Origin of the sequence: Bradyrhizobium sp. NP1 (assembly GCF_030378205.1) — a bacterium.
Classification (GTDB): Bacteria; Pseudomonadota; Alphaproteobacteria; order Rhizobiales; family Xanthobacteraceae; genus Bradyrhizobium.
The window spans coordinates 3,221,157-3,233,892 of the sequence record NZ_CP127385.1 but is presented as its reverse complement, the minus strand read 5'-3'; the positions used below and the strand labels follow the sequence as shown (position 1 = coordinate 3,233,892).

Here is a 12,736-nt window from a genome sequence, read left to right as displayed (position 1 = left end):
CTGACGCCGCGTGGCGCGCGGACGCTTTCTTAGGGGGTCATCATGTCGGAGACCCACGGCGACGGAATTGAGCACGCCCAGCATCCTCACCATCACGCCTGCGCCAATCTTTTCGGCTGCGGCGACGAGAAAGGCACGGGCATCATCCGCGAGGATATCAAGGATGCCGCCTTCAACAATCGCGCCTCAGATGCCCTCCTCCATATGGACGAGGTCGATCAGGAGACTCTCGACGGCTATCTGTCGGCGCGCGGCCATTGGCGCCGTAAGTTCCTGCAAGCAAGTAGCTTCATGGGTGCGCTCGCCGCGGTCGAGCCATGGTTCGCGAGGCTAGCGCGGGCGCAAGAGTCCGGCACGGCGCGGAAGCGCGAATCCCATCGTGGAGGCCTTGTGCACGTGGTTCCCTCGACCAAGGAGACGGTGCAGCTCGGCGTCTACGACGCCAATTTGGCGCCCATCCTCACGATCGATTCGGGCGATGTCATCAGCTTTCCCGATACGTGGTCGCATTTCCTCAACGAAATGCAGCCGGGCGTAACGGTCGACACGCTTGCGAAGCTGCGCGTTAGTAATCCAGGCAGAGGCCCACATTCGATCATCGGACCGATCGCCGTGAATAAGGCCGAGCCGGGCGACGTGTTGGAGATCCGCTACGAGCGGATCCGTCCCTACGAATGGGGCGCCGTCTTCAACAATCCGGGCTCGCTGGGGACCGGCCTGCTGCCGCAGGACTACGCGCAGGGGCAGGTCAAGTATGTCGATCTCGACCTCCGCGCGATGAAGGGCAAGTTCATGCCCAACATCACCATTCCGTTGAAGCCCTTCCAGGGCACCTTGGGGGTTGCGCCACCCGACGGCTATTTCCCGCCCTTGAGTCCCGGCGTCACGAGCTCGGTGCCGCCGGGTCCGCACGCGGGCAATCTCGATCTCAGCGAGTTGTCCGAAGGCTCGACGCTCTACATCCCGGTATGGAAGCCTGGCGCGCTGATCTATACGGGCGACAGCCATGCGGTGCAGGGCGACGGCGAGATCTCGCTTACGGCCCTTGAGACGCGCATGAAGGAGCTGCGCATCCAGGTCATTCTGCGCAAGCAGAAGAACCTGGCTTGGCCGGTGGCCGAGACAGACTCGCACTGGATTATCATCGGCCTCGACAAAGACCTGAACGCGGCGATGACCCTCGCAGCGCGCAACGCGATCAAGTTTGTGGCGACTCGGGCGAAGCTCAGCGAGCTCGACGCCTACGCGCTGTGCAGCGTTGCGGTGAGCTTTCGCGTGACCCAAGTGGTGGACATCGTGCGCGGCGTCCACGCGCTGATACCCAAGACCATCTTCGCCCCCCAGCTCAGGCGCGAGATGACGACGGTGTAAGCGGCTCGGCCGGAACATCAGTAGGACAAGCTTTCCGATCGCGTGCCCGTGAAAGTTGCCAATGCGAGCAGAAGACCTTGAGCCCCTGCGTAGACACATGCTCGCGGTCATCGCCGCCAGCGCCTTTCAGCTGCGCGACGCGATCGGCAAGAATGCGCTAGACGAACGCGTCATGATGGCCATGTGCAAGGTGCCGCGGCATGAGTTTGTGCCAATCGAACTTCAGCCCTACGCGTATGAAAATATTCCACTTCCAATCGGCTTTGCGAAGACCATCTCGCAGCCCTTTGTCGTCGCCTTAATGACCGATCTGCTCGACATCAAGGCCGACGACAGCGTTCTCGAAATCGGTACCGGTCTTGGCTATCAGGCCGCTATCCTCGCGCAGCTGGCCCGCAGAGTATACTCCATTGAAATCATCGAAGAGCTTGGCCAAGCGGCGAAACAACGACTCCGACAGCAGGGCTGCAGCAATGTCGAACTCAAGATTGCCAATGGCTATCACGGTTGGTCAGAGCACGCCCCCTTTGACAAAGTGATCGTGACGGCCGCTCCCGATCTGATTCCTCCTCCGCTGATCCACCAATTGAAAGCGGGTGGGAAAATGGTGATACCGGCCGGCCTGCCCAATACGCAGCAGCTCATTGTGGCCGAGAAGCTCGCCAACGGCAGAATGACGATGAAAGAGATTCTGTCCGTCCGATTCTCTCAACTCGACGGGACTGAACCAAGCTTATCATAAGCCGGGTCGCGCATCCGTAACGGAGCATAGATGACCACCTCGAAAACGATCGCCGGCCTGATCGGTCCCACCCTTGTCGCCATCGCTGCCGGCATGTTGCTGAACATTGGCTCGTTCTCTGCGTTGGCGGAACAGGTTTCCCGCGACCCTGCGCTCATCTTCGTCTCTGGCATCCTCTTGTTCGTGGCTGGGCTTGCCATTGTGCGCGTTCACAATCGCTGGACGAATGGATGGCCGGTGCTTGTGACCATCCTTGGCTGGCTGTTCGTCCTGGGTGGCCTTGCCCGAATGCTCTTTCCAACCGGACTCGCCGCGATTGCCGCCGGAATTGGCCAGATCACCGGCGCGATCATTGCAGGAGCCATCGTCCTCATGGGGCTCGGCGCCTTTCTTTCGCTCAACGCATATCGACGTGATTGAGCACGCGCACCCTTCGCGGCGAGCGCTTTGACAACGGCACGCTCAAATGGCCACTGAGCTCTCTCGCTTCCCTGGCACTTGTTGGCAGGTTGGTCTCAAAATCGGAAGACGAGCGAATTGGCGGGTTTTCTCGCCGAAGTTCGCATAATGAACCTTACGCGAATCGCGCGTCGGGGGTCATGTTCCCTTCTTGCGTGCGTATTGCAGCGGAAAGTGAGTCTCGTGCAGAGGAAAAACGAGCCCCTGAATGGGGCCCTGCTCCCGGACCACCCGGTCCCAAGGGACGTTTTCGCCGAAGAACACCACGTCGGGCTTCATGGTGCGTCCACAGGACGGGCAATAAGGTCGAGCTCGGCGTCGACATCCGGCAAGGCGGCGGCTTCCAGGGCGGCCCAGCCGGCGTTGAGACGGGTCAAGTTGTCTTGGAAATCGGTACGGCGTAGGGCCGCTGCTTGACCTGCGCGCGGGATAGTTATTGCGGGTAAGGGAGGTGTTCTTCGATGACAGCAGGCAGGCTGTCCATGATACTGGACGACGAGCCGGACCTTTCCGCGGACGTGGAAACGTTGGGGTCGTATCTGGCCGAACTGCGCGCTCGGCCCGACTTCATGTTGAAAGATCGGCGGATCAAGGCGATCGAGCGCCGGATCGAACTGACGAAGCGGATCGACGCGGAAGTTGCGGCGGAGAACCGGGTCAAGGCCGCGGAATAGCTGCCAACCAACTTCGGTTGGCCTGCCTCTTGTTTCGGGCGAGACATGCACCGTGTTGGTGCACGCGCACGATAGACGTGTCGATCGTTTGGACGGCGGCATCATGGGCGGCAGCGAGCGCGTCAATGATCCGGCTCCAGACCCCGGCACGACGCCAGCGCACAAAGCGGTTGTAGCAAGTGGTGTAGGGACCGAAGGCGATCGGTAGATCGCGCCACGGCGCACCGGACCGCAGCACCCAAAAGATGCCATTCAAGATACGCTTATCATCTACCCGCGGCACGCCGCGGGCCTTGTTCGGCAACATCGGTCTGATGGTTGCCCATTCACCGTCTGAGAGTTCGTAGCGCACGATCCGGCCTCCCGCTTTGGAGGCTTGAATCACGCCGCAGTTGCCGGCCCAACGCCGTAGGCGCGCCGATCGCCATGTCCGCTTCCGGCGAAAGCGGAAAACATTTGCCCGATCAGAGCATTACCGAGTCTGACCCAACTGCGACATCGGGCCTGATACGCTCCCGGTGCGGAGTGCTAGAATAGCAGGGAACGGATCGTGTCCATGCGAAGAACCGCCGCCGTCATCGGCACCGCCATTTTCTTCGTGTTCGCGCCCTGCGTGGTGGCCGGGCTGGTCCCGTGGTGGATTTCGCGCTGGGAGTTCAGGTTGTCGTTTCTCGGCGTCGAGCTCACGCGCTTCGTCGGCGCCGCGCTCATTCTTGCCGGCGTAGCCGGGCTCGTGGATTCATTCGCGCGTTTCGCGCTGCAGGGGCTCGGCACGCCGGCGCCGATCGCCCCGACCCAACATCTAGTCGTTACCGGCCTCTATCGGTATGTGCGCAATCCAATCTACCTGGCGGTTGCCGCCGTCATTTTCGGCCAAGCGGTCCTGTTCGGCGATTGGCGGCTGTTCGCCTACGGCGTGGTCTTCTGGCTCGTCTGCCACTTGTTTGTCGTGGGCTACGAAGAGCCGACGCTAAAGAAGTCATTCAGGGCGGAATACGAAGCGTTGCGCATCAATGTGCCGCGTTGGATCCCGCGCCTAACCGCGTGGCGAGCCGGTCGGTAACGGCTGTCGCACGACCTCAGCGCTGACACTCAAGAAAAGTGCACGATCTCACTTGATCGGCGGAATGGTTCGCCCAGGCGGCGATGTCCTGAGCCTACGCGCTTATGTTCAACTGCCGCAGCACGTCAGCGATGAGTTGCTTCACGTCCTCATAGCCACCGTTGTTCAAGGTGATGCGCGTGCCTTGTCCGTCAGGCAGTGGTGTGGCGGTCACGATCCTATCCGTGTTGATGACGATGGGCTGATCGTCCGGTTGCGTGAACTGCACGAATGCCATGAAAGATAGATCCTATCTGTTGGGCGCGCGAGCTGCGCGCGGCGCCCCGAAACCTGCGACGCGCGGGCGTCAAGGTCAAGCCTGTGTACCGAAACCGTAAAGGCGCTGCGGCCGGCATGACGAAGGAAGCAGCGTTACTGCAATTCAACTCGGTCCGTATCACCGTAAGCACAATCTGCCGGGTCAGCTTCGGTGCGCCCAAGCTCGGATCGAACCGGAATAGCGTAGAGCAATAGGGGCAGACGATCTCACTGGCATCGCCCATCTTTAGGTAGATGTGTGGGTGATCTTGCGGCGGTATATCCCCAATGCACTTGAACTCGCGGCAACCAATGCGCACGATCGGCACCCCGACTTCATTATGAAACGCCGGATAACTTTCCATCTGCAGCGCGCGGCGTAGGCGCCCGGTCGATGATGCAAAGTGCCGCGCATGGATCGTCGAGCGAGGGCTCGATCAGCACCCGGTGAGCGGCGCCCCTCTCGCGTCGCTCGGTTGCCGTAAAACGCACCCATAACGACACGTCCATCGTCAGTTTCTCCAACCATGGGAGAGGGTTGGAAGCTAACGCATCTGGAGTGGCTCCGGGGTCGCTATCGCCCCGACGCGGTGCTTCACTGCGTTCTGCACCTTCGCGAAGGCGCCCACCTCGATCTGGCGCACGCGCTCGCGCGAGACGCCGAATTCCTCGGCCAGCTCCACGAGCGTGATCTGTTCCTCGGCGAGCCGTCGTGTCTCGAAGATGCGCCGCTCGCGCTTGTTGAGCACGATGAGCGCGCTGGACAGCGTCTTGCGGCGGTTATCGAACTCCTCGCTCGCGGCGAGCGTCGTCTCCTGGTCCGTGGATTCGTCCACCAGCCAGTCCTGCCACTCGCCGGAATCGCCGTCTTCGCGGATCGCGGCGTTGAGCGAGGCGTCGCCGCCGAGCCGCCGGTTCATGTAAATCACATCCGTTTCGGTGACGCCGATCCGCCGAGCGATGATCTTCACCTGGTCCAGCTGCATATCGCCATCGTTGAGGACGGAGATTTTGCTCTGGGCCTTGCGCAGGTTGAAGAACACCTTCTTCTGGTTGGCCGTGGTGCCCATCTTCACCAGCGACCACGACCGCAGGATGTATTCCTGGATCGCCGCCTTGATCCACCACACGGCGTAGGTGGCGAACCGGAAGCCCTTCTCCGGCTCGAAGCGCTCGACCGCCTGCATCAGGCCGACATTGCCCTCGGAGATCGCCTCAGAGATCGGCAGGCCGTAGCCGCGATAGTCCCTGGCGATCTTGGTCACGAGCCGCAGATGGCTGGTGACCAGCTTGTGCGCCGCGTCGCGATCACCGTGCTCGCGCCAGCGCTTGGCTAGTAGGTATTCTTCCTGGCGCTCCAACATCGGGAACCGCCGAATTTCCTCAAGATAATGGGTGAGGCCGGGTTCGTCCGTAAGGATCGGCAGGGCCGCGTTGCGGGCCATGATCAAGCCCTCAAACTAGTTTCGAAACACAATTATCTGCATCCGATCGGTTGTCAAGTTAATTTCGAAACACTATTATATTTCCAAAGAGGCAGTCATGTCAGCGCGCGAAACGGCAGAGCTCCTGCTGCAGGTGGGACGGCTCGTACAAGCTGAGGGCTATGACGGTGAACTCAGTCCGGCCCAATGGATGGCGCTCCGCTTCTTCGCACGTGCCAACCCGTTCTCGCGGACCCCGTCGGCGTTCGCGGAATTTCAAGCGACAACCCGCGGCACTGCAACACAAGCCATTAAGGCGCTTGAAGCGGGTGGGTACCTGGTCCGACAGCCATTCAAGACGGACGGGCGAAGCGTAAGTCTGCGACTGACGAGCAAGGGCAAAAAAGCGCTTGCACGCGATCCGTTCGAAGTTCTGGTGCGCGCCGTGGATTCGCTCGACGCGACAGAGCGAACTGCGATGCGTCGCGCCCTGCACCAAGTGCTGTCCACTCTAGCTACGGGCGGTGCGCATCGGCGGTTCGGTGTTTGCCCGGACTGCACGCACTTCGGCAGAGAGATGTGCGGCAACCTGCCTAGCACGGGCCCCTCAGCCGTTGAATGCCTGCTCCTCGGTGTTCCGATTCAGCCAGAGGACGTAGGTCTTCTGTGCGTCCATTTTCAACCCATGAACGAGCACCGCGAGGACGGACGGATACCATGAATGAGTTCACCGCTGCGATCTGCTGAAAGGACGCTTAATTGACCTTCGTCGTCAACGAGAGCTGTATTCGCTGCAAAATCATGGACTGCGTCGAAGTGTGCCCCGTGGACTGCTTCTACGAGGGCGAGAACATGCTCGTCATCCACCCGGACGAATGCATCGACTGCGGGGTCTGCGTGCCGGAATGCCCGGTCGACGCAATCAAGCCTGACACCGAGCCGGGGCTAGAGAAATGGCTGTCGCTGAATGCGGAATACGCGAAAATCTGGCCAAATATTATGGTCAAAAAAGCGCCCCCGCCCGACTCTAAGGAGTGGGAGGGGAAGCCGGACAAACTCCAATACTTCTCGCCAAATCCCGGCGCGGGTGATTGAGGCGGACAGCGCCCGCACTGCTTGAGACGTGCCAACTGCATCGAGCGATGTCGGCTTTCAGGGGTAACCCGGAAGATATGTGCTCATGCTGAGTTCTTCTGACTTTGACCCGAAGCCGACCTCGCCATTGGCATTGCGCTTGTTGTGAAAGCCTCAATTTTTCCGGCTGATCGGAGCAACAGACGCGGGCGGAGCCGGCGAAATCGCGAAGGTAACAAACGTGGTCCATGTCTTGGCCCTGTTCTCCACGTCCAGGTCGCGATAACCCCTCAGATTTAAATAGCCTTGATACTCCTGTGAGATCGGAATGATGAAACCGATCTGCGGACCAATTCCGACTGTACGTCCCTTGAAGTCGCCGAGTTTCACGCCGGGGTCGCTGTCACCGGTGACCTGCTGGTAGAAATATCCCGCCAGGCCGATATGGACGTTCTTGCTCACGAACTGCGAAGCGGCCCAATCGAGATGGAAGTCGACACCGTTCTGGTACTGCAGATCCGGGTTCATCAGACTGTAAGTGAACCCGCCGACGACCGAGAACTCATGTCCTGCCTTCGGGTCAAGATAGGTGTAACCTGCTCCCGCGTCGTAAGCGACGAAGCCGAGATTCAGATTCGCCAGGCGGTTCGGATCGTAGGTGCCGCTCGGAATGTTGCCGGTGATGTAGACCATCTCGTTGTGGACGCCCTGATTCCACTTCAGCGTCCCCTGATAGAACACGTCCGAGAGGGTCGTTCGATTGTCGATTGTGGCTCCCGAGATGGAGTTGCCTCGCGGGCCGGTCAGCGTGGCGCCGATGCCGACGCCCACATTTCCCGGAGCGGCGAGGACGGTAAAGGCGGCCTGGCCGCCCAGCACGGACAAAGGGGACGTGTAGGTGATGTGTGTGTACCGAAAACCTTATCCGTGTTGGTGATGGAATCGCCTAAGCTGGCGGGATGATCGGGCTTCTCGGTTTCGTTCTGGCCGTCCTGGCCTCGCCGTTCAAGTCGAGGTTGCGGCTTGAAGCTGAGAACGCGGCGCTTCGACATCAATTGATGGTGTTGCGGCGGAGGCTGCAGGGTCGCGTCCGGCTCACGAACCATGATCGCTGGTTCTTTATCCAGCTGTATCGCTGGTTTCCATCAATCTTGTCGGTCCTCGCCATCATCCGACCTGAGACGCTCGTGCGTTGGCACAGGCGCGGTTTTCGCTGCTACTGGCGTTGGAAATCGCGATCTTCAGGAGGCCCCGACCGCAGATCGAGACCGAGCTGCGCGTGTTGATCTGGCGGATCAGCAACGAAAATCCGCTTTGGGGCGCGCCGCGCATCCACGGCGAACTGCTCAAGCTCGGGTTTGAGATCGCGCAGTCGAGCGTCGCCAAGTTCATGGTCAAACGACGGCAGCCGCCCAGCCAGGGATGGCGGACCTTCTTGCGCAACCACGCGCCGGAGATTGCCGCCATGGACCTGTTCGTTGTTCCAACTATCGGGTTCGACCTCCTCTATGCTTTCGTCGTTGTCCGGCTAGACCGCAGAGAGCTCGTCTGGATCAACGTCACAGCAAATCCGACGGCAGAATGGGTTGCCCGCCAAATCACCGAGACATTTCCTTGGGATGAGGCTCCGCACTACATGATCCGGGACCGGGATCGCATTTATGGCACCATGTCACACGTCGATTGCGCGCCATGGGGATTCGGGACAAGCCTACCGCACCGGCTTCACCTTGGCAGCGACTGGTACGTGAGCGCACCGGCCACCTGAACCGGATCAAGGCCCTTTTGATAACGCATGGCATCCGGGCGCTCCGGATCACGGATGCAAAATGGTGTGAGCGTCTGAATAAGATGCAGACCGGCGATGGTCGGCCGATTCCGGCGCGGCTGAAGATCGAGATCGAGCGCGAATGGAAGCGGCTCAAGGTGGTCGCCGAGCAAATCCGGGAAGTCGAAGCCGAACGCGACCGGCTCGTCAAAGGAAGCGAACCAGCTAGTGATGCGTGCACCGAGAAGATGCGCCGGCTCGTCAAGTTGCACGGCATCGGTGCCGAATTCGCGACGGTGCTCACGCGGGAAGTCTTCTATCGACCGTTCCAAAACCGCCGGCAAGTCGCCAGCTACGTCGGCTTGACGCCAGCACCCTATGACAGCGGAGACACCAAACACGAGCAGGGAATCAACAAGGCCGGCAACACGCGGGCGCGCGTGATCGCCGTGCAAATGGCGTGGCTGTGGCTCAGATACCAATCGAAGAGCGAATTGTCCCTCTGGTATTACAGCCGCGTCGGAGACCTCAAGGGTCGCGTCCGGCGCATCATGATCATCGCGCTTGCTCGCAAGCTGGTGATCGCCCTCTGGCGATACGTCGAAACCGGCAAGGTTCCGACCGGCGCCATCGTCACTGCTTAACCCAGTTGAAAGAGTTTGGCCCACGCTTCCGGGCCAGAGCCGGGACGGATGTGTGACTGAGGATGCCGGGTTGGCCTTATCAGCCGTACGAGAGAGACGAGTCCCATCCATCTTGGAGCCGAGCTGCCACGAGTATGCAGGATTTTGGTACGAGCCATGGGCGCTCGACCGGATATAAGTTGATGCGGCTGCCATAGCGCAGCATGCAGGCGAGACAAGGGCTCCAGTCCTGATTGTTTGCGTCTTGGAGGCGGGCGTAGCGTGTTGCCGATGTTCTTGGCGGAGCGATCGTGACCCCAATGGGCCGAGACCGTTCGCGGGCTCGGTCGAGCGGTCGCTTGGCCGCGAGATAGAGCGCGACCCCGCCAGACGTGGGGGCCGCCCAAATGTCTTTTGTCTGCTTCGACCGAAAGCCGCCAAACGCATAAGGGCACGAACGACGTAATGGGCCAAACGCTTCACTTCGCACTGCAAGAAAAAGAGCAACCTTTCTCGCGAGATGACGCTTCGCTCAGCCTAAGCTGTCAGCCGTCGTGGGTCGCAGAACCGACAGGTTAGCACACCCTCGTTGTTGATCTCGATCTTGAAGGTTTCGGACAAGCCTGCCTTTCCAGACGACGTTAGTTGGAGTGCACGGCTGTCCGACACACATTTGAGCCATCCGAGCTCCAATAGACGATCCAGAATCCGAGCTCCGACAAGTCCCTTGAGGTGATAACGACGCTCGCTCCAGTCGAGACAAGGCTGGCAGAAAATCCGCCGAGTCCGTGGCGTCAGATCGGCGCCGAACGCGGAAAGGAAACGCCCGCCCGAAGACGTGACCTCGCCGCCTTCATCGGTGAGCACGATGTGCCCCATGGCCACAAGTGCATCGGTAACAGCGACTCCTACCTGGCCAGCTAGGTGATCGTAGCAACTTCGGGCAAAACGGAGTGCCTCGTCGTTTGCTGACCGCGGATGACGGCGGGGTGGCACCTCTATGGCGGCGACGACCTTCATGCTCTCCAGCATTGTCGCGACCAGCGGGGACGCGATCCGATAATAGCTGAAGCGGCGGTCGCGAATGACAGTCAAAAGCCGCGCGGCAACCAGCTTGCTCAGGTGGCCGCTCGCCGTCGAGCGAGAGACATTGGCGCAGTAAGCAAGCTCAGTGGCCGTCAGCGACTGGCCGCCCATAAGGGCGTTAAGCATCGTCGCTCGCGCAGTGTCACCCACGAGAGCGGCCACCTCCACCAGATTTGCCGCCGCGACCATCGCTAACCCTATCGCTGATACCGGAAGCATATCAATCGAAGACAGTCCGGCATGGGCCAAACTGTTCGCGCGAGACAATTGCGAACCTCGCCGCAAGAATGCGCTGTAGCCCTAGTCTAGCAGGGACGCTCACAGTTGGCATGGAGGATGAGATGGTCGCCTATTGGGTCGCGCGTTCGAAGGTCAACAATCCCGATCAGTACAAGAAATACGCCGACCTCGTACCAGGCATCCTCCAAAAGTTCGGCGGCAAGTTCCTGGCGCGCGGCGGCAGGTTCAAGATCCTCGAGGGCCCGGAGAAATTCCACCGCTTCATCGTCATCGAGTTCCCGAGCTTCGAGAAGGCGGTCGCCTGCCACGAATCGCCCGAGTACCTCGAGGCCGCGGCGCACCGCAAGAAGGACGGCGCGAGTGAATTGGAGGTCGTCATCGTCGAAAGCATCTGAGACACGCCGTAGGCCCGGCGGCCCATGAAAGGGGGTAAGGGGGATGTGGACCGGCGCGAAAGCCTGAGCACGGAATATGATTTTCCAGGAGTTAAACCCCGTGTTGATCCGCACCCTTCATTTCGAGCAAGCAAGTATCATTGCTGCCGTGCTTTGCAGCTTGATCGTCGCCGGTTTCCTGAAGGGGATAATCGGGGTCGGCATGCCAGTCGTCGCGCTGCCGCTGCTGTCGCTGTTCATCGATATCAAATCAGCGGCGATGCTACTGAGCATGCCTTTGATCTTCAGCAACGTGTCGCAGGCGCTGGAGGGCGGAAAGACTGGACGATGCCTCATGCAATTGATGCCGGTGTTTCTCGGCATGATTCCCGGCCTCTTCCTTGGAGTTCGACTCTTGTTGGCGCTCGATGCGAACGTTGCAAAGATTATCGCAGGCCTTGTGCTTATGGTTGTCGGCGGCATCACGCTGCTCGCGCCGAAGCTGCAGCTTCAGTCTCGCTTGGTTTTACCAACCGGCATCACATTCGGATTTTTCGGCGGGATTCTGGGAGGCATCGCAGCGATGTCGGGACCGCTTGTCTTCATATTTCTGCTCGCAAAGGGACTGAGCGGAAAGACGTTCACAAAGGAAGCATCGCTGTATCTCGTCGTTTCCTCCGGCTTGCTGGCAATTCTTCTGACGGCCAGCCGCCAGTTCAATTGGCTTGACGTTTTAGTCTCGACGGCTGCGACGTTGCCAGTCGTGCTCGGCATGTACCTCGGACAACATATGCGCGATAAAATTGCTCCTGAGACATTCAAGAAGCTGGTGTTGATCGCGGTCATTACCGCGGGCGCCGATTTGCTGCGACATGGTTTCTTCAGTTGACGGGCTTGCTGGTGCCGCTGCGGTTGGTTCGTCAGGTGCCGCCAGCGTCGCGAAGCTACGTCGGAGGCAGGGGCTTGGGGGCGAGCGGGCCGTCGACTTTACGCCGGACGAGCAGGCAAGCCAGCCGCCGCACATCGCGCTCGCCTAACTACACTCGGCATCTGCTGCACTGCACCGAAGGCTCGTAGCAAAGCGACGATAAGGGTCAATCGCTCCTAGTCCGTTCCGGCACTCATGTCCGGATTCGCCAGCAGGGGACGATCACGGCATCCGAGGCCCCAAGGCTGGCCGCCGACGCCGGCCGAGCGCCGTTGACTCAGCTCATATAAGCCCGCTGCAGCGGAAGCCGCACGCGGGAAAGTGGGAGAATCCGTCAGTCGGAGACCTAGATTTCCTCGCGCGCATTCGTCTGCGCGTCATAGATCCTGATCTGAAGCATGGGAAAACGTTTCTTTAGTTCTTCTCCACCTGCCCTGGCGCCGTCTCTGGTTGCAAATTCGGCTTTGAGTCGGCCGTCCACTTCAAGCGCGTAACCAGAGGTCGGCAATTCACGGGTGGCTGCAACCATTTCATTCCCATTGTGCAGTAAGGTGGTTGGGATTGATGGGGTACCGTGAGTCGCCCGAACCGCGCTAGACCCGCCTGCCGAGTA

At 60.2% G+C, this 12,736-nt stretch carries 17 protein-coding genes and 2 pseudogenes; 11 read left to right on the top strand and 8 right to left on the bottom strand.

Features of this window, described 5'->3' with window-relative positions; all coding sequences use genetic code 11:
• Positions 1-42: 42 nt before the first annotated feature.
• From QOU61_RS15280 to QOU61_RS15270, 3 genes are all read left to right on the top strand, one after another.
• Entirely contained in the window at positions 43-1,371 is a 1,329-nt protein-coding gene (locus tag QOU61_RS15280; protein ID WP_289659734.1) for an acetamidase/formamidase family protein, read from the top strand.
• A gap of 97 nt (positions 1,372-1,468) precedes the next feature.
• Entirely contained in the window at positions 1,469-2,113 is a 645-nt protein-coding gene (locus tag QOU61_RS15275; protein WP_289659732.1) for a protein-L-isoaspartate(D-aspartate) O-methyltransferase, read from the top strand.
• A 30-nt stretch (positions 2,114-2,143) separates the two neighbouring features.
• On the top strand, positions 2,144-2,533 hold the full coding sequence (locus QOU61_RS15270; protein ID WP_289659730.1) for a hypothetical protein: 390 nt from the start codon (positions 2,144-2,146) through the stop codon (positions 2,531-2,533).
• A gap of 177 nt (positions 2,534-2,710) precedes the next feature.
• Here the strand turns inward: QOU61_RS15270 and QOU61_RS15265 are convergent, their stop codons facing one another.
• Positions 2,711-2,851 carry a hypothetical protein gene (locus QOU61_RS15265; RefSeq protein WP_289659729.1) on the bottom strand — a complete coding sequence of 47 codons (141 nt, stop codon included), beginning with the start codon at positions 2,849-2,851 and terminating at the stop codon, positions 2,711-2,713.
• A 203-nt stretch (positions 2,852-3,054) separates the two neighbouring features.
• Here QOU61_RS15265 and QOU61_RS15260 point away from each other — a divergent pair, with 203 nt between their 5' ends.
• Positions 3,055-3,246, top strand: a complete 192-nt coding sequence (locus tag QOU61_RS15260; RefSeq protein WP_289659727.1) for a hypothetical protein — start codon at positions 3,055-3,057, stop codon at positions 3,244-3,246.
• A 25-nt stretch (positions 3,247-3,271) separates the two neighbouring features.
• Here QOU61_RS15260 and QOU61_RS15255 read toward each other — a convergent pair.
• A pseudogene (locus QOU61_RS15255) lies at positions 3,272-3,553 on the bottom strand (transposase); the annotation flags it as partial.
• Between the two features lie 249 nt (positions 3,554-3,802).
• Between QOU61_RS15255 and QOU61_RS15250 the strand changes: the two are divergent.
• Positions 3,803-4,309 carry a methyltransferase family protein gene (locus tag QOU61_RS15250; protein ID WP_289659725.1) on the top strand — a complete coding sequence of 169 codons (507 nt, stop codon included), beginning with the start codon at positions 3,803-3,805 and terminating at the stop codon, positions 4,307-4,309.
• A gap of 94 nt (positions 4,310-4,403) precedes the next feature.
• Here the strand turns inward: QOU61_RS15250 and QOU61_RS15245 are convergent, their stop codons facing one another.
• From QOU61_RS15245 to rpoH, 3 genes and pseudogenes are all read right to left on the bottom strand, one after another.
• Positions 4,404-4,586: a hypothetical protein gene (locus QOU61_RS15245; protein WP_289659723.1), complete on the bottom strand. Its 183-nt coding sequence runs from the start codon at positions 4,584-4,586 to the stop codon at positions 4,404-4,406.
• 134 nt (positions 4,587-4,720) lie between these two features.
• A pseudogene (locus QOU61_RS15240) lies at positions 4,721-4,971 on the bottom strand (zinc-finger domain-containing protein).
• A 180-nt stretch (positions 4,972-5,151) separates the two neighbouring features.
• Positions 5,152-6,051: an RNA polymerase sigma factor RpoH gene (rpoH, locus tag QOU61_RS15235; RefSeq protein WP_289659721.1), complete on the bottom strand. Its 900-nt coding sequence runs from the start codon at positions 6,049-6,051 to the stop codon at positions 5,152-5,154.
• 97 nt (positions 6,052-6,148) lie between these two features.
• On the opposite strand from rpoH, the gene QOU61_RS15230 reads away from it, so the two are divergent.
• Both QOU61_RS15230 and fdxA read left to right on the top strand, forming a co-directional pair.
• Complete coding sequence (locus tag QOU61_RS15230) at positions 6,149-6,751, top strand: MarR family winged helix-turn-helix transcriptional regulator (protein ID WP_289659719.1); 603 nt, start codon at positions 6,149-6,151, stop codon at positions 6,749-6,751.
• Positions 6,752-6,789: 38 nt separating this feature from the next.
• Positions 6,790-7,125, top strand: a complete 336-nt coding sequence (fdxA, locus tag QOU61_RS15225; RefSeq protein WP_247315912.1) for a ferredoxin FdxA — start codon at positions 6,790-6,792, stop codon at positions 7,123-7,125.
• Positions 7,126-7,278: 153 nt separating this feature from the next.
• Here fdxA and QOU61_RS15220 read toward each other — a convergent pair whose 3' ends face one another.
• Complete coding sequence (locus QOU61_RS15220; RefSeq protein WP_289661532.1) at positions 7,279-7,983, bottom strand: SphA family protein; 705 nt, start codon at positions 7,981-7,983, stop codon at positions 7,279-7,281.
• Positions 7,984-8,296: 313 nt separating this feature from the next.
• On the opposite strand from QOU61_RS15220, the gene QOU61_RS15215 reads away from it, so the two are divergent.
• Complete coding sequence (locus QOU61_RS15215) at positions 8,297-8,872, top strand: hypothetical protein (protein ID WP_289659716.1); 576 nt, start codon at positions 8,297-8,299, stop codon at positions 8,870-8,872.
• Entirely contained in the window at positions 8,797-9,516 is a 720-nt protein-coding gene (locus QOU61_RS15210) for a transposase (RefSeq protein WP_289659714.1), read from the top strand. Before QOU61_RS15215 ends, QOU61_RS15210 begins: the two co-directional genes overlap by 76 nt.
• A gap of 516 nt (positions 9,517-10,032) precedes the next feature.
• Here QOU61_RS15210 and QOU61_RS15205 read toward each other — a convergent pair.
• A complete protein-coding gene (locus QOU61_RS15205; protein WP_289659712.1) occupies positions 10,033-10,770 on the bottom strand; it encodes an ArsR/SmtB family transcription factor in 738 nt (245 codons plus the stop codon).
• Positions 10,771-10,922: 152 nt separating this feature from the next.
• On the opposite strand from QOU61_RS15205, the gene QOU61_RS15200 reads away from it, so the two are divergent.
• Positions 10,923-11,216, top strand: a complete 294-nt coding sequence (locus QOU61_RS15200) for a DUF1330 domain-containing protein (protein ID WP_289659710.1) — start codon at positions 10,923-10,925, stop codon at positions 11,214-11,216.
• A gap of 100 nt (positions 11,217-11,316) precedes the next feature.
• A complete protein-coding gene (locus QOU61_RS15195; protein WP_289659708.1) occupies positions 11,317-12,084 on the top strand; it encodes a sulfite exporter TauE/SafE family protein in 768 nt (255 codons plus the stop codon).
• Positions 12,085-12,469: 385 nt separating this feature from the next.
• Here the strand turns inward: QOU61_RS15195 and QOU61_RS15190 are convergent, their stop codons facing one another.
• Positions 12,470-12,652, bottom strand: coding sequence for a hypothetical protein (locus QOU61_RS15190; RefSeq protein ID WP_289659706.1), 183 nt, complete (start codon positions 12,650-12,652; stop codon positions 12,470-12,472).
• Between the last annotated feature and the right edge of the window lie 84 nt (positions 12,653-12,736).

Excerpts from the sequence above, each read along its gene's own strand:
- QOU61_RS15280 (WP_289659734.1), top strand. The coding sequence starts at position 43 with ATGTCGGAGACCCACGGCGACGGAATTGAGCACGCCCAGCATCCTCAC.
- QOU61_RS15210 (WP_289659714.1), top strand. The coding sequence starts at position 8,797 with ATGGGGATTCGGGACAAGCCTACCGCACCGGCTTCACCTTGGCAGCGA.
- QOU61_RS15200 (WP_289659710.1), top strand. The coding sequence starts at position 10,923 with ATGGTCGCCTATTGGGTCGCGCGTTCGAAGGTCAACAATCCCGATCAG.
- QOU61_RS15265 (WP_289659729.1), bottom strand. The coding sequence starts at position 2,851 with ATGAAGCCCGACGTGGTGTTCTTCGGCGAAAACGTCCCTTGGGACCGG.
- QOU61_RS15260 (WP_289659727.1), top strand. The coding sequence starts at position 3,055 with ATGATACTGGACGACGAGCCGGACCTTTCCGCGGACGTGGAAACGTTG.
- QOU61_RS15245 (WP_289659723.1), bottom strand. The coding sequence starts at position 4,586 with ATGGCATTCGTGCAGTTCACGCAACCGGACGATCAGCCCATCGTCATC.
- QOU61_RS15250 (WP_289659725.1), top strand. The coding sequence starts at position 3,803 with ATGCGAAGAACCGCCGCCGTCATCGGCACCGCCATTTTCTTCGTGTTC.
- QOU61_RS15275 (WP_289659732.1), top strand. The coding sequence starts at position 1,469 with ATGCTCGCGGTCATCGCCGCCAGCGCCTTTCAGCTGCGCGACGCGATC.
- QOU61_RS15270 (WP_289659730.1), top strand. The coding sequence starts at position 2,144 with ATGACCACCTCGAAAACGATCGCCGGCCTGATCGGTCCCACCCTTGTC.
- rpoH (WP_289659721.1), bottom strand. The coding sequence starts at position 6,051 with ATGGCCCGCAACGCGGCCCTGCCGATCCTTACGGACGAACCCGGCCTC.
- QOU61_RS15205 (WP_289659712.1), bottom strand. The coding sequence starts at position 10,770 with ATGGTCGCGGCGGCAAATCTGGTGGAGGTGGCCGCTCTCGTGGGTGAC.
- QOU61_RS15190 (WP_289659706.1), bottom strand. The coding sequence starts at position 12,652 with ATGGTTGCAGCCACCCGTGAATTGCCGACCTCTGGTTACGCGCTTGAA.
- QOU61_RS15230 (WP_289659719.1), top strand. The coding sequence starts at position 6,149 with ATGTCAGCGCGCGAAACGGCAGAGCTCCTGCTGCAGGTGGGACGGCTC.